The 22,499-nt window shown below is 35.2% G+C and carries 22 protein-coding genes; all 22 read left to right on the top strand.

The genetic code is table 11. The annotated features are described in order from the left end of the window. Positions 1–246 precede the first annotated feature (246 nt). The 22 genes from rimP to MHI39_RS15785 all read left to right on the top strand — a co-directional run bounded on the left by rimP (position 247) and on the right by MHI39_RS15785 (position 22,388). Positions 247–714 carry a ribosome maturation factor RimP gene (rimP, locus tag MHI39_RS15890; RefSeq protein ID WP_058002686.1) on the top strand — a complete coding sequence of 156 codons (468 nt, stop codon included), beginning with the start codon at positions 247–249 and terminating at the stop codon, positions 712–714. A 102-nt stretch (positions 715–816) separates the two neighbouring features. Further along, the gene (gene nusA, locus MHI39_RS15885) at positions 817–1,941 is read left to right on the top strand and encodes a transcription termination factor NusA (protein WP_071976696.1); all 1,125 of its coding nucleotides are present in this window, start codon (positions 817–819) and stop codon (positions 1,939–1,941) included. A 12-nt stretch (positions 1,942–1,953) separates the two neighbouring features. Next, positions 1,954–2,229, top strand: coding sequence for a YlxR family protein (locus MHI39_RS15880; RefSeq protein WP_058002688.1), 276 nt, complete (start codon positions 1,954–1,956; stop codon positions 2,227–2,229). 4 nt (positions 2,230–2,233) lie between these two features. Further along, entirely contained in the window at positions 2,234–2,536 is a 303-nt protein-coding gene (locus MHI39_RS15875) for a YlxQ family RNA-binding protein (protein WP_058002689.1), read from the top strand. Positions 2,537–2,557: 21 nt separating this feature from the next. Next, positions 2,558–4,753, top strand: coding sequence for a translation initiation factor IF-2 (infB, locus tag MHI39_RS15870; protein ID WP_058002690.1), 2,196 nt, complete (start codon positions 2,558–2,560; stop codon positions 4,751–4,753). Further along, a complete protein-coding gene (locus tag MHI39_RS15865; RefSeq protein ID WP_058002691.1) occupies positions 4,750–5,028 on the top strand; it encodes a DUF503 family protein in 279 nt (92 codons plus the stop codon). The genes infB and MHI39_RS15865 overlap by 4 nt, the downstream gene beginning before the upstream one ends. Positions 5,029–5,045: 17 nt before the next feature. Beyond that, entirely contained in the window at positions 5,046–5,390 is a 345-nt protein-coding gene (gene rbfA, locus MHI39_RS15860; RefSeq protein WP_058002692.1) for a 30S ribosome-binding factor RbfA, read from the top strand. Between the two features lie 176 nt (positions 5,391–5,566). Further along, the gene (truB, locus tag MHI39_RS15855; RefSeq protein WP_342539699.1) at positions 5,567–6,475 is read left to right on the top strand and encodes a tRNA pseudouridine(55) synthase TruB; all 909 of its coding nucleotides are present in this window, start codon (positions 5,567–5,569) and stop codon (positions 6,473–6,475) included. Positions 6,476–6,490: 15 nt separating this feature from the next. Continuing rightward, on the top strand, positions 6,491–7,450 hold the full coding sequence (gene ribF, locus MHI39_RS15850) for a bifunctional riboflavin kinase/FAD synthetase (protein WP_071976699.1): 960 nt from the start codon (positions 6,491–6,493) through the stop codon (positions 7,448–7,450). Between the two features lie 122 nt (positions 7,451–7,572). Continuing rightward, a complete protein-coding gene (gene rpsO / locus MHI39_RS15845) occupies positions 7,573–7,842 on the top strand; it encodes a 30S ribosomal protein S15 (RefSeq protein WP_058002695.1) in 270 nt (89 codons plus the stop codon). Positions 7,843–8,316: 474 nt separating this feature from the next. After that, on the top strand, positions 8,317–10,437 hold the full coding sequence (gene pnp, locus MHI39_RS15840; protein ID WP_259545745.1) for a polyribonucleotide nucleotidyltransferase: 2,121 nt from the start codon (positions 8,317–8,319) through the stop codon (positions 10,435–10,437). 133 nt (positions 10,438–10,570) lie between these two features. Next, complete coding sequence (locus tag MHI39_RS15835; protein ID WP_180212917.1) at positions 10,571–11,551, top strand: polysaccharide deacetylase family protein; 981 nt, start codon at positions 10,571–10,573, stop codon at positions 11,549–11,551. A 50-nt stretch (positions 11,552–11,601) separates the two neighbouring features. After that, a complete protein-coding gene (locus MHI39_RS15830) occupies positions 11,602–12,837 on the top strand; it encodes a pitrilysin family protein (protein WP_259545743.1) in 1,236 nt (411 codons plus the stop codon). Between the two features lie 133 nt (positions 12,838–12,970). Beyond that, entirely contained in the window at positions 12,971–13,210 is a 240-nt protein-coding gene (locus MHI39_RS15825; RefSeq protein ID WP_216383957.1) for a YlmC/YmxH family sporulation protein, read from the top strand. 131 nt (positions 13,211–13,341) lie between these two features. Beyond that, the gene (dpaA, locus tag MHI39_RS15820) at positions 13,342–14,241 is read left to right on the top strand and encodes a dipicolinic acid synthetase subunit A (protein WP_058002699.1); all 900 of its coding nucleotides are present in this window, start codon (positions 13,342–13,344) and stop codon (positions 14,239–14,241) included. Next, on the top strand, positions 14,242–14,838 hold the full coding sequence (gene dpaB / locus MHI39_RS15815) for a dipicolinate synthase subunit B (RefSeq protein ID WP_058002700.1): 597 nt from the start codon (positions 14,242–14,244) through the stop codon (positions 14,836–14,838). 237 nt (positions 14,839–15,075) lie between these two features. Continuing rightward, positions 15,076–16,122 (top strand): aspartate-semialdehyde dehydrogenase, encoded by a 1,047-nt coding sequence (asd, locus tag MHI39_RS15810; RefSeq protein ID WP_216383959.1) that lies wholly within the window; start codon positions 15,076–15,078, stop codon positions 16,120–16,122. 52 nt (positions 16,123–16,174) lie between these two features. After that, entirely contained in the window at positions 16,175–17,422 is a 1,248-nt protein-coding gene (dapG, locus tag MHI39_RS15805) for an aspartate kinase (protein ID WP_058002702.1), read from the top strand. Between the two features lie 5 nt (positions 17,423–17,427). Then, positions 17,428–18,303, top strand: a complete 876-nt coding sequence (gene dapA, locus MHI39_RS15800) for a 4-hydroxy-tetrahydrodipicolinate synthase (protein ID WP_071977861.1) — start codon at positions 17,428–17,430, stop codon at positions 18,301–18,303. A gap of 171 nt (positions 18,304–18,474) precedes the next feature. After that, on the top strand, positions 18,475–19,020 hold the full coding sequence (locus MHI39_RS15795) for a glycerol-3-phosphate acyltransferase (protein WP_058002704.1): 546 nt from the start codon (positions 18,475–18,477) through the stop codon (positions 19,018–19,020). Between the two features lie 16 nt (positions 19,021–19,036). Next, on the top strand, positions 19,037–20,635 hold the full coding sequence (locus tag MHI39_RS15790) for an aminotransferase class V-fold PLP-dependent enzyme (protein WP_259545735.1): 1,599 nt from the start codon (positions 19,037–19,039) through the stop codon (positions 20,633–20,635). Between the two features lie 82 nt (positions 20,636–20,717). Beyond that, positions 20,718–22,388 carry a ribonuclease J gene (locus MHI39_RS15785; protein WP_058002706.1) on the top strand — a complete coding sequence of 557 codons (1,671 nt, stop codon included), beginning with the start codon at positions 20,718–20,720 and terminating at the stop codon, positions 22,386–22,388. Positions 22,389–22,499 lie beyond the last annotated feature (111 nt).

The following is a 22,499-nucleotide window of genomic DNA, read 5'->3' as shown; positions in this document are numbered from 1 at the left end:
CTTTTGTTGTTGGAGAACATTTGCCTGTCGGAGCAAACCAGTCGCCACCGCATTTCTATTTGCATATAAATTTTGGTTATGGTATATTTTTATTGGAAATACTACTGATAACTCTTGGAAAGAGTGGGGCTTCATACCCACTCTTTCGTGTTTATTACACGGTTTACTCAGGGATTTGTCCATTTTGCTTCTATGATGATTAATTTACTTTTATCAAATTTACGAATTGTTAATCAGGAGGTTTTTATGAGCAAAGTTACGGACGTTGTAGAAGAACTCGTTGCACCAATCATTCTAGATATGGATCTTGAACTTGTTGACATTGAATATGTTAAGGAAGGAAAGAATTGGTTTCTTCGCGTATTTATAGATAAGGATAATGGAATCGATATTGAAGAATGTGGGATAGTAAGTGAACGTCTTGGGGAAAAATTGGACGAATTAGATCCAATCCCTAATAATTACTTTCTTGAAGTATCCTCTCCTGGTGCTGAACGCCCTTTGAAAAAGGAAAAGGATTTTGAAAAAGCTGTAGGAAAGCATGTAAATATTAAAACCTACGAGCCAATTGATGGTGAGAAGGAATTTGAGGGAAAACTACTTGAATTTACAGGTGATCATGTCAAACTTGAAATGAAAGTGAAAACTAGAACGAAACAAGTAGAAATACCTTTTGAAAAAGTGGCCAAAGCCCGACTAGCTATTGTATTTTAATATTTATCTAATTTACAAAAGCTCATTCTGACGAATTTCGTTAGAATTAACAACATTAACTCATAGAGTTTTTTATTTATATTTGAGGGGGATGACGTTTCCATGAGCACAGAACTTTTGGATGCTCTAATCATTTTAGAAAAAGAGAAAGGTATTTCTCGCGATGTTATCATAGAAGCCATCGAAGCTGCACTAGTATCAGCATACAAAAGAAATTTTAATCAAGCGCAAAACGTTCGTACAGACTTGAATTTAGGGAACGGCACAATGCGTGTATTTGCAAGGAAGGATGTAGTCGACGAAGTTTTTGATTCACGACTTGAAATCTCAGTTGAGGATGCACAAAAAATTAATCCTGCGTATGAAGTAGGAGATGTTGTAGAAATTGAAGTAACACCAAAGGACTTTGGTAGAATTGCTGCACAAACAGCAAAACAAGTAGTCACCCAACGTGTACGTGAAGCTGAAAGAGGCATCATTTACAGTGAATTTATCGATCGTGAAGATGATATTATGACTGGAATCGTTCAAAGACAAGATCCTCGATTTATTTATGTGAATTTAGGTAAAATTGAAGCGCTGCTTGCACAAAGTGAACAAATGCCTAATGAGTCTTATCGTCCTCATGACCGCATCAAAGTGTACATTACGAAAGTTGAAAAGACAACAAAAGGGCCACAAATTTTTGTTTCTCGGACACATCCTGGACTATTAAAACGTCTATTTGAAATTGAAGTTCCGGAAATTTACGATGGCACAGTTGAAATTAGATCTGTTGCACGTGAAGCTGGAGATCGTTCGAAAATATCTGTTTATACTGACCAAGCTGATGTAGACCCTGTTGGTGCATGTGTTGGACCTAAAGGTGCAAGGGTTCAGGCAATTGTGAATGAATTAAAAGGTGAAAAAATTGATATTGTCGAATGGTCTGATGATCCAGTAACGTTTGTTGCGAATGCTTTAAGTCCTTCAAAGGTTCTCGAAGTGATTGTTGATGAGGAAGAAAAAGCGACAACTGTTATCGTCCCTGATTATCAACTTTCTCTTGCGATTGGTAAACGTGGTCAAAATGCCCGTCTAGCAGCAAAATTGACTGGATGGAAAATTGATATCAAAAGTGAATCTGAAGCTCGCGAGTTAGGGATATATCCAAGAGAAGATAATTTATTCAGTAATGAAGATCAGCTAGATGATACATTCGAAATAGATGAGGATGATTTCGAATAGGAGGCGATCTAAATGGCTACAAAAAGGAAAATTCCTTTAAGAAAATGTGTTGCAACAGGCGAAATGAAACCTAAAAAAGAAATGATACGAATTGTTCGTTCTAAAGATGGGGAAGTATCAATTGATCCGAATGGAAAAAAATCAGGAAGAGGCGCATATTTGTCTAAAGATAAAGATGCCATCCTACTTGCCAAGAAAAAAAACATATTGGCTAGCCATCTAGAAGTAGCTATTGATGATTCAATCTATGACGAATTAATCCGATTCGTTGAAAGGGAGAATCTCTAAATTAATGAGTGAACAAAAAGCAATGTCACTACTTGGGTTAGCGAATCGAGCAAGGAAGGTTATTTCGGGTGAGGAGCTTGTTGTAAAAGAAGTAAAAAATAAACATGCAAAGCTTGTTCTTCTATCAAATGATGCATCAGAAAATACAGCCAAAAAAATCCAAGACAAATGTCAGTATTATCAGGTCCCGATTAAACGAATTAGTTCAAGAGAAACTCTTGGGTCAGCGATTGGAAAAGAAGCAAGAGTTGTCGTTGCTGTGATGGATAATGGCTTTGCAAAAAAATTAGAATTATTGCTCGGCTGAATCATAGGTGGGGGTGAACATATGAGTAAAGTTCGGATATATGAATATGCAAAACAAAAAAATGTATCTAGTAAAGAAATCATTTCAAAGCTTAAAGAAATGAATGTTGAAGTATCTAATCATATGTCAATGATTGATGGGAATGCTATTAATAAATTAGATGAATGGTTAAGCTCAAAGAATAAAACACAAGCATCTAATTCAAATCATAATTCTAATCAAAAGAATCAAAATAAAGTGGAAGACCAGAAAAAAAATAGACAAAAAGAAATGGAAGTTGAAGAGAGCCTCGTGAATGAAACTACACAACCAAAACATAAACCAAAAAATAATGATGTAAAGTCAAATAAGAACGACGGAAATAAAGGAAAACAAAAAAATAATCAATATAAAAATAATAAAAATAGTAAGAACAAACAAAGACCGCAGCAACAACAATCACAACCACCTAAGAAAAAGGAACTCCCAAGTAAAATTACATTTAGTGGTTCCTTAACAGTAGCAGAACTTGCGAAAAAGCTCCACAGAGAGCCATCAGAATTAATTAAAAAGCTATTCATGCTAGGTGTTGTAGCAACTATTAATAATGAGCTTGATAAAGATTCAATCGAATTGATTGCTACAGATTATGGTGTTGAAGTGGAAGAAGAGATCCAAATTGATACCACAGATCTTGAAGTATATTTCACTGAAGATAATGAAGTTGAATTAGAAGAACGTCCTTCTGTTGTTACAATAATGGGGCATGTTGACCATGGTAAAACAACAACATTAGACTCTATTCGTAATACGAAAGTTACTGCTGGTGAAGCAGGTGGAATTACTCAACATATCGGTGCTTACCAAGTTGAAGTGAATGGGAAGAAAATTACTTTCTTGGATACACCAGGGCATGCTGCATTTACAACTATGCGTGCTCGCGGGGCACAAATTACAGATATCACTATATTAGTTGTGGCTGCAGATGATGGTGTTATGCCACAAACAGTTGAAGCCATTAATCATGCGAAAGCGGCAAATGTTCCAATTATCGTAGCTGTCAATAAGATGGATAAACCATCAGCTAATCCTGATCGTGTAATGCAAGAACTTACAGAGCATGGTCTTGTTCCTGAGGATTGGGGTGGAGATACTATCTTTGTTCCTATTTCAGCAAAAACAGGTGAAGGAATCGATAATTTGCTTGAAATGATTCTCCTTGTATCTGAGGTTGAGGAATATAAAGCAAATGCAAATCGTAAAGCTGTTGGGACTGTGATCGAGGCACAGCTTGATAAAGGGCGTGGTTCGGTAGCTACTCTACTAGTACAAAATGGTACATTGCATGTAGGAGATCCAATTGTTGTTGGTCATACCTTTGGGCGTGTGCGCGCGATGGTAAATGATTTAGGTCGTCGTGTAAAAGAAGCTGGACCATCTACACCAGTAGAAATTACTGGATTAAATGATGTTCCTCAAGCAGGAGACCGTTTTGTTGTATTTGATGATGAGAAGACTGCCCGTCAAGTGGGTGAAGCAAGAGCGCAACAAGTTCTTCAAGCACAACGCAATGAGACTGCTCGAGTTAGTCTAGATACTCTTTTTGAGCAAATGAAACAAGGCGAAATGAAGGACATTAATATTATTATTAAAGCAGATGTTCAAGGATCTGTAGAAGCATTAGCAGCTTCCCTTCAAAAGATTGATGTTGAAGGTGTGAATGTTCGAATCATCCACACAGCAGTTGGTGGAATTAATGAATCTGATATTTCACTTGCAGCAGCATCAAATGCAATTGTTATTGGCTTCAATGTACGACCAGATGTAAATGCTAAACGTGCAGCGGAAGCAGAAAATGTTGATATTCGTTTACATCGCATTATTTATAAGGCGATTGAGGAAATTGAATCTGCGATGAAAGGTATGCTTGATCCAGAATTCCATGAAAAAATCATTGGACAAGTGGAAGTACGTCAAACCTTTAAAGTATCAAAAGTGGGTACAATTGCAGGATGCTATGTAACTGATGGAAAAATAACACGTGATAGTGGAATTCGTATTATCCGTAACAGCGTCGTTATTTTTGAAGGTGAAATTGATACACTAAAACGTTATAAAGATGATGCAAAAGAAGTTAGCCAAGGCTATGAGTGTGGTATTACGATTAAAAATTACAATGATATTAAAGAGGGAGATATCATTGAAGCCTTTATTATGGAAGAAGTCGAGCGTGCATGATAGGCTATGTGGAATGTGAATTCCGCATCTTTGAAACAAGCTCATTAAAAGAAAAACGAGCTGTTCTACAAAGGACAATGAGTCGATTAAAACAAAAGTTTAATGTCTCTGTTTCAGAAATTGATTATCAAGATATGTGGCAACGTACAAAGATTGCGATTGTTACTGTATCTTCAACTCAATTTTCCGCAGAAAGAGAACTGGAAAATTCCTTGAGATTTTTAGATTCCTTTCCTGAATGGGAAAGATTAGATACCATTTACGAATGGTTGTAATGTGAGGTGTTTTATTTATGAACCTTCGTGCAAATCGTGTCGGTGAGCAAATGAAGAAAGAGCTTAGTGAAATCATTGGCAGAAAAATAAAAGATCCACGTATAGGATTTGTTACAGTAACAGATGTACAAGTAACAGGTGATTTACAGCAAGCAACGGTATATTTAACCGTATTAGGTGATCATAAACAAAGAGAAAATACATTAAATGCATTAGAAAAAGCAAAAGGGTTTATTCGTTCTGAAGTTGGACATAGAATTCGTTTACGTAAGACTCCAGAATTATCATTTGCTATCGATGAGTCCATTGAATATGGAAATCGTATTGAAACATTGTTAAAAGAAATCAACCCAGATAAGTGAGAAAAAATGGATAGACACCCTTCGTCTATCCATTTTTTAAAGCATTTTTAAAAGGTATATCCGTGATTTTGCGCATATATCTTGTGTAATCAATAAATTAGGTTACGAGCTCTTTTCTACCCTTATATAAATAGCAATTTTAGAAATGAGACTTTAAAAGGAGTGAAACAATACATATGGACGGAATTCTTCCGCTATGGAAGCCAAAAGGAATGACTTCCCATGATTGCGTATTCAAAATTCGCAAGATGTTGAGGATGAAAAAGGTTGGACATACAGGAACTCTTGACCCTGATGTCACTGGTGTATTACCAATTTGTTTAGGAAAAGCAACAAAGATTGCCGAATACATAACAAATGCAGGTAAAGAATATGTTGGTGAAGTAACTCTAGGATTTTCTACGACAACCGAAGATGCTAGTGGCGAAGTAGTACAAGAAAAACAAGTAACTAGGGATTTAAATCGCCAGGAAATTATTGAGGTACTAAATTCTTTACAAGGAGAAATTCAACAAACTCCTCCTATGTATTCAGCTGTAAAAGTGAACGGAAAGCGTTTATATGAATATGCAAGAAAAGGGATAGAAGTAGAGCGCCCATCTAGATGGGTTCATATTTATGAAATTGAGTTATTGGATGAACGAGAAGTGTTTACAGGAGAAAACATTTCATTTAGCTTTCGTGTAAAATGTGGAAAAGGGACATATATTCGAACCTTAGCAGTAACAATGGGTGAGCTTTTAGGCTATCCTGCACATATGTCAGCTTTGACCCGTATCTCATCAGGTTCTTTTTCTGAGAAAGAATGTGTCACATTTTCTGATATTGAAAAAGGATTAGAAGATGATCAATTTGAACATTTTATCCAGCCATTAGATCGTGGTCTTTCTCATTTGCCCAAAATGGTGATAAATGATACATTAGCAGAGAAAGTGTTAAATGGTGCTGTGTTACCAAAAGACGATTTTTGGACTTATGGAGAACAAGAGGTCGCTGTAATCTATCAAAATCAAGTGATTGCAATTTATAAAATTCATCCAGAAAAACCATATTTAATTAAACCAGTTAAAGTTCTGAATGGATAGAAAAAGGTGAGATAGTTGAAAGTCATTACAATACATCATCCACATGATTTTAAAAAAGAAGATTTTCCTCCATTAGTTATGGCCCTTGGATATTTCGATGGTATTCATTTAGGTCATCAAAAAGTAATCAAGTTAGCGAAAGCAATTGCTGAAGAAAATGAATGGAAGAGTGCAGTTATGACTTTTGATCCGCACCCTTCAGTAGTGCTAAGTCAAAAAAATAAGCAAATCCAATTGATTACACCATTAGAGGACAAGAAACAATTAATTCAGACAATGGGCATTGATTATTTATTTATTGTTCGATTTACATCAAGCTTTGCTAATCTTTCTCCAGAAGAATATGTTGACCAATATATTTGTGGTTTAAATGTGCAACATGTTGTAGCAGGATTTGATTTTTCTTATGGTAAATTTGGGAAAGGTACGATGGAAACACTACCTATTCATGCAAAAGAAAGATTTACTTATTCTAAGGTAGATAAATTGGTGGTAAATGAAGAAGGGGAAGAAAAAGTGAGTTCGACATTAACGCGAGAATTATTGAGTAATGGTGATATGCTAGGGGTACAAAATGTTTTAGGACGTTTCTATCAAACTAATGGAATTGTCATTCATGGGGAAAAAAGAGGTAGACAAATCGGCTTTCCTACAGCGAATATTCAATTGAATAGTGATTATATTCTACCGAAACCAGGAGTTTATGCAGTAAAAATCAACGTGAATCATAAATGGTTAAATGGAGTTTGTAATATTGGCTTTAAACCAACATTTAAAAAGGAAGAAGAGTTTATGTTAACGATCGAAGTTCATATTATTGATTTTGATCAATCCATTTATGGGGAAGAAGTAAAGATTGAATGGCATAAACGAATTAGAGATGAGAAAAAGTTTGATGGAATCGACCAACTTAAGGAACAAATTTCTAAGGATACATTAGAAACAATCAAATACTTTGAAAAAAATTTAATGTAGACTTGTTTTTTTTGTTAAATAGTAGTATTCTAGTACAGTGTAATGAACCTTTGCTTGGCAAGTCGAATCACCGACGCTTGCTCAGTAACAGGGGATTATCTATTTTTTAGGAGGTGAAAAGGATGGCAATTTCACAAGAACGCAAAAATGAAATTATTAACCAATTTAAAGTTCACGAAACTGATACTGGATCTCCAGAAGTTCAGATTGCAATCCTTACTGAGGATATTAATAATTTGAATGATCACTTACGTACACACAAAAAAGATCACCATTCTCGTCGTGGTCTAATGAAAATGGTTGGTAAGCGTCGTAACTTACTAACTTATTTGCGTAACAAAGATGTTCAACGTTACCGTGAGCTTATTAACAAATTAGGCTTACGTCGTTAATTTAAGTTGCTTATTTAACAAGAGAAGCGGGATAATTCCCGCTTTTTTGTTAGCAATAAAAGCGATAGAAAAAATAATTATTTTTGGGTAACTCCCAAAAAGTAGTGATAAACTTTTCGATTTTTTTGTTTACAATACATAATATAAAGTCAAAAAAATAGAACACAAAAGTTTTGTAAGTTGTTTTTTTGTTTAGGCTCTTTTTTTTACATTGTTGCTATTTAGATCATGTTTTAGCCTAATATGGGTTGTTGACATGTGCTCCTTCCTTTCAATATGAAAAGAGTTGCAAGCTTTATAAGAACCGTCGAAAGCCTTTTTAGGTGTAAGACTGGCAGTAGGGCTTATACAAAAGCAACAAACTATACGAAAACAGCCTTTGTGTAATAAAAGAAAAAATAATAAAATAAATTTATTCTTTGTCCCATTTTTTTAGAAGGATGAAAAGGGAGAAAGGTGGAAAGGAGTTTTTATATGGATCAAGAAAAACAAATTTTTAGTATTGATTGGGCCGGCAGAAAATTAACTGTTGAAATCGGTCAGCTTGCTAAACAAGCTAATGGTGCCGTTCTTGTACGTTATGGAGACACAGCGGTATTAAGTACGGCAACAGCTTCAAAGGAACCAAAATCTGTAGATTTCTTCCCACTTACAGTGAATTATGAAGAACGTCTATATGCTGTAGGTAAAATACCAGGAGGGTTTATCAAAAGAGAAGGTAGACCGAGTGAGAAAGCAATACTTGCAAGTCGTTTAATCGACCGACCTATTCGTCCATTATTTGCTGATGGATTTAGAAATGAAGTTCAAGTCGTTAGTATCGTTATGAGTGTAGATCAAGATTGCCCATCAGAAATGGCTGCTATGTTTGGTTCATCACTTTCATTATCTGTTTCAGACATTCCATTTGAAGGTCCAATTGCTGGTGTGATCGTGGGAAGAATTGATGGTGAATTCGTCATTAACCCAACTGTTGAACAGATGGAAAAAAGTGATATGCATCTGACTGTAGCGGGTACGAAAGATGCAATTAACATGGTTGAAGCTGGTGCAGATGAAGTACCAGAAGAAAATATGTTAGAAGCAATTATGTTTGGTCATGAGGAAATCAAACGATTAATTGCTTTCCAAGAAGAAATTGTTGAAAAAATTGGCAAAGAAAAAATGGAAGTAACTTTATATGAAATTGATGAAGCACTAGAGCAAGAAGTTCGTTCCATTTGTGAGACTGACTTAATCAAGGCGATTCAAGTTCAAGAAAAACATGCACGTGAAGAAGCCATCCAAACGGTAAAAGATGAAGTCATTGCTAAATATGAAGAACAAGAAGAATTAGAAGAAGACACATTAAAACAAGTAAAACAAATTTTAAATAAATTAGTTAAAGGTGAAGTACGTCGCTTAATTACAGAAGAAAAAGTACGTCCTGATGGTCGGAAAATTGACGAAATTCGTCCGCTTTCTTCTGAGGTGGGTATTTTATCAAGAACACATGGTTCTGGATTGTTTACTCGTGGACAAACCCAAGCATTAAGTATATGTACTCTCGGAGCACTTGGAGATGTACAAATTCTTGATGGTTTAGGTATTGAAGAATCAAAACGTTTTATGCACCACTATAATTTCCCTCAATTTAGTGTGGGTGAAACCGGACCTATGAGAGGACCTGGTCGAAGAGAAATTGGTCATGGTGCATTAGGGGAAAGAGCTTTAGAGCCAGTTATTCCTAACGAGCAAACATTCCCGTATACAATTAGATTAGTTTCGGAAGTTCTAGAATCGAATGGATCAACATCACAAGCTAGTATTTGTGCAAGTACATTAGCTATGATGGATGCGGGTGTACCGATTAAGGCACCAGTAGCTGGTATTGCTATGGGGCTTGTAAAATCAGGTGAACATTATACGATCTTAACAGATATTCAGGGAATGGAAGACCATTTAGGTGATATGGATTTTAAAGTTGCTGGAACAGAAAAAGGTGTAACAGCGCTACAGATGGATATAAAGATTGATGGTCTATCTAGACAGATTCTTGAAGAAGCTTTGCAACAGGCGAAAAAAGGTCGTATGCAAATTTTAAATCATATGATGTCTACTATCTCTAATCCTCGTGGTGAATTATCTGCTTATGCACCTAAGATCTTAACAATGACAATTAATCCAGATAAAATCAGAGATGTAATTGGACCAAGTGGTAAGCAAATTAATAAAATTATTGAGGAAACAGGCGTTAAAATTGATATCGAACAAGATGGAACAATCTTTATCTCTTCTACAGAAGAAGAAATGAATAAAAAAGCGAAAAAGATTATTGAAGATATTGTTCGTGAAGTAGAAATTGGTCAAATTTATCTAGGCAAAGTGAAACGTATTGAAAAATTTGGTGCCTTCGTTGAAATCTTCAGTGGAAAAGATGGACTTGTACACATATCTGAAATTGCAGAGGAACGCATTAAGAAGGTTGAAGATGTGTTGAAAATCGGTGACGAGATCCTTGTAAAAGTACTAGAGATCGATAATCAAGGCAGAGTGAATCTTTCACGTAAAGCCGTTTTAAAAGAACAAAATGAAAATAGTGATAAAAAAGAGTAAAGTCAGGAATGAACCTGGCTTTTTTCATTTTTCTTAGTTTTTGGTGATCCCAATTTGTATGTTTCTTTTGTTGTTCTACCTTGTCCTACTTCATCATATTTTTTAGATAAGGGAGGAAAATAAGGTGAATAAAATAAAAAACTTGATTGGAATCATTCTGATTGCTATCCTTACATTGTCAATCATTAATAATCCGTTAACGGAAACCTATTTAGCAACTTTAAAATTAGATGCAGAATACATATCTACAGATCAAAATGATTTATATAATCAAATAGTTAATAAGGCGGATCAATATTCAATTAAACCACAGGATGCACGAATTGATAAGGTTTGGAAGGCGATACCTGGATACAATGGGATTGAAGTCGATATAAAAGCCTCATATAAAAATATGAAGCAAGATAAACAATTTGATGAAAACAAATTAGTATTCAAACAAGTCCCACCTTCTATTCATTTAAAAGACTTACCTGCTGCCCCCATTTATCGAGGGAACCCTGATAAACCAATGGTAAGTTTTTTAATTAATGTGGCATGGGGAAATGAATATATTCCATCAATGCTAAAAACATTAAAGGATCACAATATTCATGCGACTTTTTTCTTAGAAGGCAGATGGGCGAAAAATAATCCTGATATGGCAAAAATGATTGTAGAAGCAGGTCACGAAATAGGGAATCATTCTTATACTCATCCAGATTTAAAAACACTTTCATCTGATCGTGTTCGTGAAGAATTAATTAATACAAATCAAGTTATTAAAGCAACGACAGAAAAACAAATTCGATTATTCGCCCCACCTAGTGGAAGTTATCGGGATGAAGTTGTCAAAATAGCTGATTCTATGAATATGCAAACAATTATGTGGAGTGTTGATACAGTTGATTGGCAAAAACCATCACCTGAAACCATTGTTACTCGCGTCATATCAAAAGTTCATCCTGGAGCACTAATTCTTATGCATCCTACAGAATCAACTGCAAAAGCTCTTGATCAATTAATTAATGAAATCAGAAAAAAGGATCTAAGAATAGGAACTGTATCAAAATTATTGGACGAAGAACGGATTATTAAAGTGAATGATGGAAAACTAAAAATAGAAAAGAAGTAGGTATCTCAGAAGACCTAATAGTGAATACACCTAGTTTGGAGGATTAGACATTGATAAAGAAATATACATGCCAAAACGGACTTAGAATTGTACATGAAGAAATCCCAACGGTTCGCTCGGTTGCTATTGGAATATGGATAGGAACAGGCTCAAGAAATGAAAATCCAGATAATAATGGGATATCCCACTTTTTAGAACATATGTTTTTTAAAGGTACAAAAACAAAGAGTGCCAAGGAAATTGCTGAGGCATTTGATTCAATTGGCGGACAGGTTAATGCATTTACTTCAAAAGAATATACTTGCTATTATGCTAAAGTACTTGATAATCATGCACAATTCGCCTTAGATACACTAGCGGATATGTTCTTCAACTCTACGTTTGTTGACGAGGAATTAAAAAAGGAAAAAAATGTAGTTTATGAAGAAATAAAAATGTATGAAGATACCCCTGATGATATTGTTCATGATCTGTTAAGTAAGGCAGTCTATGAAAATCATCCCTTAGGTTATCCAATCCTAGGTACAGAGGAAACTTTAGATACTTTTACGGGACAAACACTTAAGGAATATATGCACAACATGTATACACCTGACCAAGTAGTCATATCTGTTGCAGGAAATGTGTCTGATTCCTTTATTAAAGAAATTGAATCACTATTTGGTTCATATGAGGGAGGAAATACTGATAGAAATAAGCATATTCCTACCTTTCATACAAATAAGACCGTTAGAAAAAAGGATACGGAACAAGCACACCTATGCCTCGGGTTTGAGGGGTTACCTATAGGTCATGAGGACATTTACGATTTGATTGTTCTAAATAACATATTAGGGGGTAGTATGTCTTCTAGACTATTCCAAGAGGTACGTGAACAAAAAGGACTAGCTTATTCCGTATTTTCCTATCATTCATCATTTAAGGATACAGGGATGGTAACAATTTATGCAGGTACTGGTGCTAAACAATTAGATCACTTATTTGATACTATCCAATCAACGTTAAACAATTTAAAAAATACTGGTGTAACCGTTAAAGAAGTTCAAAATTGCAAAGAGCAGTTAAAAGGAAGCTTAATGCTAAGTTTAGAAAGCACGAATAGTCGCATGAGTAGAAACGGTAAGAATGAGCTCTTATTAGGGAAACATCGCTCACTTGATGAAATTGTCGAGGTGATTGACAAAGTTTCAATTGACCAAGTTAATCAATTAGCTCAAAAAATCTTTACTCCGCATTATTCTGTTTCTTTAGTAAGCCCTGACGGAAGATTACCAAAAAATATTTAATACACTACACTGTCTGAAGGAATCCTTCAGACAGTTTTTTTATTGTACGGATGGAAGATTGAAAGCATGTTCTAAAAAACGATGGCAAGCGATATATTGTAATAGAATAGTGGGGTGAGAAAGGGGATATTTTATGCGATTAAGTGAATTAAGTGGAAAGGAAATTGTTGACTTTAAAAAAGCTGAACGATTAGGAGTATTAGGCCATACTGATATTGAATTTAACGAAAAATCTGGACAAATTCAATCGTTAATTATCCCAACCGGTAAATGGATGCGGAAACAAAGCAGTGAAATAAGGGTACCCTGGCAGCAGATTAGAACCATTGGCTCAGAAATGATTATTCTCGAGGTGCCTGAAAATAACTATTAGAATATGAAAAAGGACAGATTGGCATAAAGTCAATCTGTTTTTATTTTTATTAGATAAATCACCGAATTCAATTACTCCACATAAGATAATGAAGTGATAGGCGATAATCTTTTAAGAAGGTGACGATATTGATGTTGACAGGATTGCAGATTGCCGTAATTGGAGGAGACGCTCGTCAGCTTGAGGTAATCCGCAAATTAGCAGAATTAGACGCAAGACTGTCTTTAATAGGATTTGAGCAATTAGATCATGTTTTCTCAGGAGTTTATAAAGAAAAAATAAATGAAGTGAATTTTAGCGAAATTGATGCCATTATTTTACCTGTTCCAGGAACAAATCAAGAGGGGGAAGTAGATACGATATTTTCCAATGAAGAAGTGATATTAACGGAAGATATCCTTTTAAAAACCCCGTCACATTGCACGATTTATTCGGGGATCAGTAATTCTTATTTAGATCATATAACTAAAAAAGCGAATCGTAAATTGGTGAAATTATTTGAACGCGACGATGTAGCAATATATAACTCAATTCCAACAGTTGAAGGAACCATTATGATGGCTATTCAACATACTGAATTTACTATTCATGGTTCCACTGTAGCAGTATTAGGTTTAGGTAGGGTTGGAATGAGTGTTGCTAGAGCCTTTCACCATTTAGGGGCAAAGGTGAAGGTAGGCGCAAGAAAGACAGAACATATTGCACGAATTCAAGAGATGGGATTACAGCCTTTTCATTTAAATGATTTGGGAAATGAAGTAAAGGATCTTGATATTTGTATTAATACGATTCCACATTTAATTGTTAACGCTGCAATCATTCAAAAAATGCCCACTCAAACATTAATTATTGATTTAGCATCTAAACCAGGTGGAACAGATTTTCGTTATGCAGAAAAAAGAGGAATTAAAGCATTATTAGCACCAAGTCTACCTGGTATTGTTGCGCCTAAATCTGCAGGTCAAATCCTTGGTAATGTATTAGTACAGCTTTTAGATGAAGATGTAATTAAAAGAAAGGAGTCATTATAAATGAGTTTACAAGGGAAAAGAATCGGATTTGGATTAACAGGATCTCATTGCACTTACGATGCTGTATATCCTGAAATAAAGAAATTGGTAGATGCAGGTGCAGAAGTGATTCCCGTCGTTACATTTACTGTCAAAAGTACAACTACAAGATTTGGAGCAGGTGAAGAGTGGATCGAAAAAATTGAAGAAGTGACAGGTCGTAAGGTGATTGATACAATTGTAGATGCTGAACCTCTTGGGCCAAAGCTACCGCTCGATTGTATGGTGATTTCACCATTAACTGGTAATTCAATGAGTAAAATGGCGAATGCTTTAACTGACTCACCCGTTCTTATGGCAGCTAAAGCTACATTAAGAAATGGGAAACCTGTTGTATTGGGTATCTCAACAAATGATGCACTAGGTTTAAATGGTGTGAATTTAATGCGATTAATGTCTACAAAAAATATTTATTTTATACCTTACGGACAGGATGATCCTGAAAAGAAGCCTAACTCAATGGTAGCGAGAATGTCATCCTTACAAGACACAGTTGAAGCGGCTCTCGAAGGAAGGCAACTTCAACCAGTCATTGTAGAACGTTTTCGTGATGAATAGGTAAAAGCATAGTTTTTCCAATAAATAAAAAATAGAGGCTGTCTCAATAAGTCAACTTATGAGACAGCCCTTCTGCAATGAAATAAGTTAAACATTCTCTTTTTAGCAAATTAGCATAAAAAAGTATAGAAACAACGATATATATGATAAAATAAAATTTATTATTTAAGCATTTATTATAAGAAAAAATAACCTTTATTAAAAAAGTAAGGTGTAAAAGTGGAAGGGGAATGTTTTATGGCAACAACAGGTTTTCATGTAGCTGTAGTAGGAGCAACTGGAGCAGTTGGACAACAAATGCTTCGTACATTAGAAACAAAGGATTTTCCAATAAAGAAACTTACACTCTTATCTTCATCACGGTCAGCTGGTACAGTTCTGAAATTTAAAGATGAAGATATTGTTGTCATGGAAGCGAAACCTGAAAGTTTTGAAGGTGTGGATATTGCACTTTTTAGTGCAGGTGGAAGTATTTCTAAGCTGTTTGCAAAGGAAGCAGTTAAACGTGGTGCAATTGTAATTGATAATACAAGTGCGTTCCGAATGGATCCTGAAGTCCCACTTGTTGTACCGGAAGTGAATGAAGAGGACCTAAAATCCCATAACGGAATAATTGCAAATCCAAATTGCTCAACTATTCAAATGGTTGTTGCCTTAGAACCAATTCGAAAGGCATATGGATTAGACAAAGTAATCGTATCAACCTATCAAGCAGTATCTGGAGCAGGTGCAGCAGCTATTGCTGAATTACACAATCAGACACATTCAATCATTGAGGGGAAATCCTTTAACCCGGAAATATTACCTGTTAAAGGGGATAAAAAACACTATCAAATTGCGTTCAACGCAGTTCCGCAAATAGATAAATTTGAAGAAAATGGATATACCTTTGAAGAAATGAAAATGATTAATGAAACGAAGAAAATCATGCATATGCCTGAATTAAAGGTAGCAGCTACATGTGTACGCCTTCCTGTTGAAACAGGACATTCAGAGTCGGTTTATTTTGAGGTACAAAATGAGAGCATTGAAGTAGAGGATATTCGATCCTTATTACGTGATGCAGATGGTGTGACGCTTCAGGATGACCCTAAGGAGCAATTATATCCAATGCCTGCATATGCAGTAGGAAAAAGTGATGTTTTTGTTGGAAGGATCCGAAAAGATTTAGATGAAGATAAGGGGTTCCATATGTGGGTTGTTTCTGATAATTTATTAAAGGGTGCAGCATGGAATTCAGTACAGATTGCCGAAAGCTTGGTTAAGCTTGGTTTAGTAAAATAGTGATATGATTAATAGTTGTATTAATTCTTATATCAATTCTTGAGGTGTTATGATGAAACTGATTGTGCAAAAATTTGGTGGTACATCAGTACGTGATGAAGAAAGTCGACAATATGCCCTAAAACATATTCAGGGGGCATTGGATGATGGTTATAAAGTAGTGGTAGTTGTTTCTGCGATGGGAAGAAATGGTGACCCCTATGCAACTGATACATTATTGTCAATGGTAAATGGGTCTAATACACATTTAAGTAAAAGAGAACAGGATTCTTTATTATCATGTGGCGAAATTATATCAAGTTTGGTTTTTTCTAACATGTTATTAGAAAATGGGATTCGATCCACTGCTTTAACCGGTTTTCAAGCTGGGTTTCGTACCAATTCAGAGCATACAAATGCAAAAATTATAAAAATGAAGACGGATCGTATTCTTCGGGAATTAAAGATCTTTGATTGTATCGTTGTTGCAGGTTTTCAAGGTGCAGCACCGAATGGGGATGTAACAACGATTGGGCGTGGAGGTAGTGATACATCTGCAGCTGCCCTTGGAGTAGCTTTAAATGCAGAATGGATAGATATTTTTACGGATGTGAATGGAATCATGACAGCAGATCCTAGAATCGCTCAGAACGCGAGACGATTGCCTGTAGTAACATATAATGAAGTATGCAACATGGCTTATCAAGGTGCGAAGGTCATTCATCCTCGTGCTGTTGAAATTGCGATGCAGGCAAAGGTTCCAATACGTATTCGGTCAACCTATTCAGATGATTTAGGAACATTAGTTACTTCTGTCTACAGGGAAAACAAGGGTGCTGATGCTATTAGAGAGCGTTTAGTAACTGGGATCGCACACTTATCAAAAGTATCTCAAATAAAAGTGGTAGCAAAAGATGGACAATATGATTTGCAATCAGAAGTATTTAAAGCAATGGCTAACGAGCATATTAGTGTTGATTTTATCAATATTTCTCCAACTGGAGTGGTATATACAGTAGCGGAAGATTTAATTGACAAAGCTGAAGCAATTTTAAAATCTCTTGGCCATGCTCCCATTGTAGAAAGAGGCTGTGCAAAAGTATCGGTTGTAGGTGCAGGAATAGCAGGAGTCCCAGGTGTGACATACAAAATAGTATCTGCTTTATCTGAAAGAGGGATAAGAATCCTTCAGTCAGCAGATAGTCATACGACGATTTGGGTATTAGTGAAAGAAGAGGATTTAGTCGAAGCAGTCAATGCTCTTCATGATGAATTTAATCTTCAAGAAGAACGATCAGATGTTAAGGTTATGAAGGAGTGATATAGATGGCTCATTTTGGTAGAGTATCAACCGCAATGGTCACCCCTTTTGATAATAAAGGGAATATCGATTTTCAGAAAACGAGTCAACTAATTGAATATTTAATTGAAAATGGATCCGATTCATTAGTTGTTGCTGGAACAACAGGGGAATCTCCTACTTTATCAACGGAAGAAAAAGTAGCCCTTTTTAGACATGTAGTAAAAACAGTTAACGGAAGGATACCAGTCATAGCAGGAACAGGAAGTAACAACACATATGCTTCGATTGAATTAACAAAAAAAGCAGAGGCTTCCGGTGTTGATGCGATTATGATTGTAGCCCCTTACTACAATAAACCAAATCAAGAAGGAATATTTCAGCATTTTAAAGCAATTGCTGAAAGTACAACATTGCCTGTAATGGTTTATAATATTCCAGGACGCTCAGTAATCAGTATCCATCCTGAAACAATAATAAGATTGGCTGATATATCTAATATTGTCGCTGTGAAGGAAGCGAGTGGCGACCTAGATGCGATGACACATATTATCGCAAATACTCCAGATGATTTCGAATTATATAGTGGGGACGATGGAATCACTATACCGGTACTATCAATTGGAGGGCAAGGGATTATTTCTGTAGCTTCTCATATTATTGGGAATGAAATGCAGGAAATGATTCAGGCATTTTTAAATGGTTCAAATAAAGAAGCTGCAAAACTTCATCAACAGCTGTTACCGATAATGAAGGGGCTATTTACGGCTCCAAGTCCTGTACCAGTAAAAACAGCCTTACAATTAAAAGGATTGGATGTCGGATCAGTACGTTTACCGCTCGTGCCACTTTCAGAGTCTGAAAGAATGAGTCTGACAGAACTGTTAAATAGTTATAAATAAAAATGGATTGGCCTACCCAAGTTATTTTTTAGGTGGGCCAATCTTTTTTTATCTGTTCTTGTTCAAATATCTGAAAATAATGGTAATATAGAAACATAATATTATATAAATTCCTTTAGTAAATTTTTGATAACTTATTTAGGAAATAGATTATTGTAAAGGAAGAGAAGATTGCAGACAGTTTTTATTTACATACTTGCTTATTGTGTGGGACAAATTTTAAGTGCTCATATAATAGGTCTCCTTATTTATCGCAAAAATGTTTTTCAATTAGGCAGTGGAAATCCAGGGGCAAGGAATGCAGGAAGATCTTTTGGAAAAACGGGGTTTTTACTAGTTTTAATTGGGGATATGCTAAAAGCTTATCTTATATGTTGGTTAGCCCAAGTCGCTGGTCTGGGAATTCTAGGCCAATCCATTACCTTATTTTGTGTAGTCATTGGACATATTTATCCTATAATTTATAAATTTCAAGGAGGAAAAGGGGTTGCATCGTTTATAGGAGGATTACTTTCTGTATCCCCCTTTTCAACATTTAGTTTTGTTTTTGTATTTCTAATTTTATTTCTCTTGAATAGATCATTTACAAAGTCAGGCCTTATAGCAATCATGACAACACCATTTTTTTTGTTTTTTTACGATAGAAATATATGGGGGAGCATTATTATTGCCATAATTGCATTCATCATTATATTAAGACATAGAGAAAAAAAGTAATTGTGGGGGATGGAGAATGAGTTTTACGATTAAAATGGCAAGGGATAAAGATGAATTTGATCAAATTTTTGATTTGAATTATGAAACGTTTGTAGAGGAAATACCACAGCATGAGCAAAATGATAAGAAGAAATTACTCGATCGTTTCCATGCAGAAAATCAATATATTATATGTAAGCATGATTCCGAAGTTATCGGAATGATGGCAATCCGTGATATTAGACCGTTCTCGCTTGACGAAAAATTAGGAGTAATAGAGGAATATTTAAATTTTTCATTCATAAAACCTTGTGAGGTAAGATTGCTAGCTGTAAAAAAAACATATAGAAATGGTCGTGTATTTACAGCACTTACAGGAGGGCTTATTCGCTATTGCCTTCAAAAAGGTCATGATATCGCATTTATATCTGGAACAACTAGACAAAGTAAGCTATATCGCCATTTAGGATTTCAGCCTTTTGCACATTTAGTAGGGAAAGATGAAGCTTTATTTCAACCAATGTATTTAACAAAGAGAACATTTTTAACTAGTGATGCACTGCAAATGATCAGTCATGTTCGCTCTTTCTTACCTGGTCCTGTTGCAATTGATAAGGAGGTACAAACAGCATTTGATCAGCAACCGATTTGGCATCGTTCAGAAGAACATAGTAATATGGTAGCTGCTGTTAAAACGAAATTAAAAGAAATGACAAATGCTAAGCAAGTGGCTATCCTGACCGGTTCAGGAACTTTAAGCAATGATGCGGTTGCAGCCCATTTAGCAGGTTTAAATGCGAAAGGATTAATACTAACGAATGGTGAATTTGGTGATCGTTTAGTTGATCATGCAGAAAGATTTCAGCTTACGTTTGACCATATATCTTATGATTGGGGAACCTCTTTTCTAATAGAGGAAATAGAAAATAAATTAATGGAAGGTAATTATGATTGGCTATGGTTTGTTCATTGTGAAACTTCCACTGGCATGCTCAATGATTTTAAAAAGATTGAATCTTTATGTAAGCAATATTCTGTTAAGTTATGTGTAGATGCTATTAGTTCTATAGGAGCGGTTCCATTGGACCTACAACATACATACCTAGCAACAGGAGTTTCGGGAAAAGCCATTGGCAGCTATACTGGTTTATCTTTTGTTTTTTATAATTCTTTGGAAAACTTATCATATCCTGTCCCGAGATATTTGGACATTTCGTATTATGAAAAGTGTGAAGGTATTCCTTTTTCCCAAAGCTCAAACTTATTCCATGCTTTAAATGTTGCCTTAGACAAGTTTTTGGATCCATCCTTTATTAAAGAAAGAAGATCGATATTTATTCAAGCATGTGAAATGTTCAAGGATAAGGGCTTCCACTTTGTTATTGATAATCAACATTCCTCACCATGTGTTTTAACGATCGCAATACCTAAAGACCTATCTTCACTTGCTATTGGTGAAGACTTATATTTAAATGGATTTTTAGTCCATTATCGTAATCGTTATTTAATAGAAAATAATTGGATTCAAATTGCTTTAATGAATGCAAACAATGATTTAAAGCAGCTTAAAAGTTTAATTCGAGTAATGGAAAAATTAATAATTGATCAAAGCTTTTCAATTTCTGCCTATCAATAAATAGATTGATGTCTAAATTCATCTTCGATTATAATGGATATAACTGATGTAGATCGGAAATACAGCTTGGGAGGAACAAGATTTGAAAAAGAGAAAAAATGAATTAATTAAAATTATACCCCTAGGAGGAGTAGGGGAAATCGGGAAGAATATGTATGTAATTGAAGTTGATGAAGACATTTTTGTGATGGATGCCGGTTTAATGTATCCAGAGGACGAAATGCTTGGAATTGATATTGTTATTCCTGATATAACTTATTTAGAAAATAATAAAGAACGGATTAAAGGAATATTTTTAACTCACGGCCATGAGGATGCCATCGGTGCCCTTCCCTATATTTTAATGAAAATAGATGTACCTGTATATGGTACCAATTTGACCGTTGCATTAGCTAAGGAAAAGTTAAAAGAGGTAAAGCTTAAACGACAAGTAGAGTTTACTATTATACACTCAAATTCAAAAGTGGAGTTTGATACAGTAACCATTACTTTTTTTAAGACTACCCATAGCATCGCTGATTCGGTTGGGATTTGTGTTCATACTTCTGAAGGAAATATTGTACATACGGGTGACTTTAAGTTTGATCAAGGTGTTAAAGGCTTCTACCAAGCAGAAATAGGAAAAATGGCGAATATCGGTGAACAGGGAGTTCTTTGTTTATTATCCGATAGTACGGAGGCTGAGCACCCTGGATACTCTATATCTGAAACAACTGTAGCAAACCAATTGTCCAGTGCTTTTCATTCGGCTAAAGGACGAGTTATTCTAGCCTGTTTCGCATCAAATCTTCTGCGTATTCAACAAGTATTTGATGCAGCCAGGGAAAATGGTAGAAAAATTGCTGTTGTTGGAAAAAGTTTGGAACGAATCTATGAAATCTCATTGAAACTTGGCTATCTACAAATGGATTCAGAGGATTTAATCATTCCTGTCCAAGACATACAGAAATATGAAAAAGACAAAGTGGTCGTATTAGCAACAGGTAATCAAGGGGAGCCATTCGTAGTCTTACAAAAAATGGCGAAAGGTTCACATAAACATATTTCAATTGAGAAGGGTGACACGGTAATTATTACTGCGAGCCCATCACCAGGATTAGAATTATATATGTCAAAAACGATTGATATGCTTTATAGGGCTGGTGCAACCGTATTATCAAGTTCAAATAAAATTCATGTAACAGGTCATGGTTTACAAGAAGACTTGAAATTGATGTTAAATTTGATGAAACCTAAATATTTTATCCCTATTCAAGGGGAGTATCGTATGCTTATTGCACATGGTAAACTGGCAAGCCAAGTTGGATTGGCGCAAGATCATATTTTCATTCCTGGTAAAGGGGATATTATTGAATACAAAAATAATAAAATGAGCATCGGAGGAAGAGTTCCTTCTGGGAACGTACTTATTGACGGTATTGGTGTGGGAGATGTAGGAAACATTGTATTACGAGACCGTCGATTATTATCACAAGATGGTATTCTCATTGTTGTAGTTACATTGAATAAAGCGGAAAAAACAATTGCTTCAGGACCAGAAATTATATCAAGAGGTTTTGTCTATGTGAGGGAATCTGAAGAATTGATGCTTGCCTCAACTAACTTAGTACGTGAGATTGTTGAAAAAAATATGTTAAAAGATGCATTTGATTGGTCTAGCATTAAACAAGATATTCGTGACCAATTAAATTACTTTTTATATGAAAAAACAAAGCGCAGACCAATGATTCTGCCAATTATTATGGAAATTTAATAGCATTTTAAAAACCAGGTGAAATAAAATATTTGCCTGGTTTTTTTATGTTATTTGGGTATGAGGTATTTGAATGAATGAAAAAAGAGTGGTAGTGGATAATAATCATAT

This window comes from Heyndrickxia sp. FSL K6-6286 (genome assembly GCF_038630395.1).
Lineage (GTDB): Bacteria > Bacillota > Bacilli > Bacillales > Bacillaceae_C > Heyndrickxia > Heyndrickxia oleronia.
The sequence above is the reverse complement of the archived record's forward strand: the minus strand, read 5'-3'. Positions and strand labels throughout refer to the sequence as shown.

Bases quoted from the DNA above. Each gene is read 5' to 3' on its own strand.
- rimP (WP_058002686.1), top strand. From the start codon at position 247: ATGAGCAAAGTTACGGACGTTGTAGAAGAACTCGTTGCACCAATCATT.
- nusA (WP_071976696.1), top strand. From the start codon at position 817: ATGAGCACAGAACTTTTGGATGCTCTAATCATTTTAGAAAAAGAGAAA.
- MHI39_RS15880 (WP_058002688.1), top strand. From the start codon at position 1,954: ATGGCTACAAAAAGGAAAATTCCTTTAAGAAAATGTGTTGCAACAGGC.
- MHI39_RS15875 (WP_058002689.1), top strand. From the start codon at position 2,234: ATGAGTGAACAAAAAGCAATGTCACTACTTGGGTTAGCGAATCGAGCA.
- infB (WP_058002690.1), top strand. From the start codon at position 2,558: ATGAGTAAAGTTCGGATATATGAATATGCAAAACAAAAAAATGTATCT.
- MHI39_RS15865 (WP_058002691.1), top strand. From the start codon at position 4,750: ATGATAGGCTATGTGGAATGTGAATTCCGCATCTTTGAAACAAGCTCA.
- rbfA (WP_058002692.1), top strand. From the start codon at position 5,046: ATGAACCTTCGTGCAAATCGTGTCGGTGAGCAAATGAAGAAAGAGCTT.
- truB (WP_342539699.1), top strand. From the start codon at position 5,567: ATGGACGGAATTCTTCCGCTATGGAAGCCAAAAGGAATGACTTCCCAT.
- rpsO (WP_058002695.1), top strand. From the start codon at position 7,573: ATGGCAATTTCACAAGAACGCAAAAATGAAATTATTAACCAATTTAAA.
- pnp (WP_259545745.1), top strand. From the start codon at position 8,317: ATGGATCAAGAAAAACAAATTTTTAGTATTGATTGGGCCGGCAGAAAA.
- MHI39_RS15825 (WP_216383957.1), top strand. From the start codon at position 12,971: ATGCGATTAAGTGAATTAAGTGGAAAGGAAATTGTTGACTTTAAAAAA.
- dpaA (WP_058002699.1), top strand. From the start codon at position 13,342: ATGTTGACAGGATTGCAGATTGCCGTAATTGGAGGAGACGCTCGTCAG.
- dpaB (WP_058002700.1), top strand. From the start codon at position 14,242: ATGAGTTTACAAGGGAAAAGAATCGGATTTGGATTAACAGGATCTCAT.
- asd (WP_216383959.1), top strand. From the start codon at position 15,076: ATGGCAACAACAGGTTTTCATGTAGCTGTAGTAGGAGCAACTGGAGCA.
- dapG (WP_058002702.1), top strand. From the start codon at position 16,175: ATGAAACTGATTGTGCAAAAATTTGGTGGTACATCAGTACGTGATGAA.
- dapA (WP_071977861.1), top strand. From the start codon at position 17,428: ATGGCTCATTTTGGTAGAGTATCAACCGCAATGGTCACCCCTTTTGAT.
- MHI39_RS15790 (WP_259545735.1), top strand. From the start codon at position 19,037: ATGAGTTTTACGATTAAAATGGCAAGGGATAAAGATGAATTTGATCAA.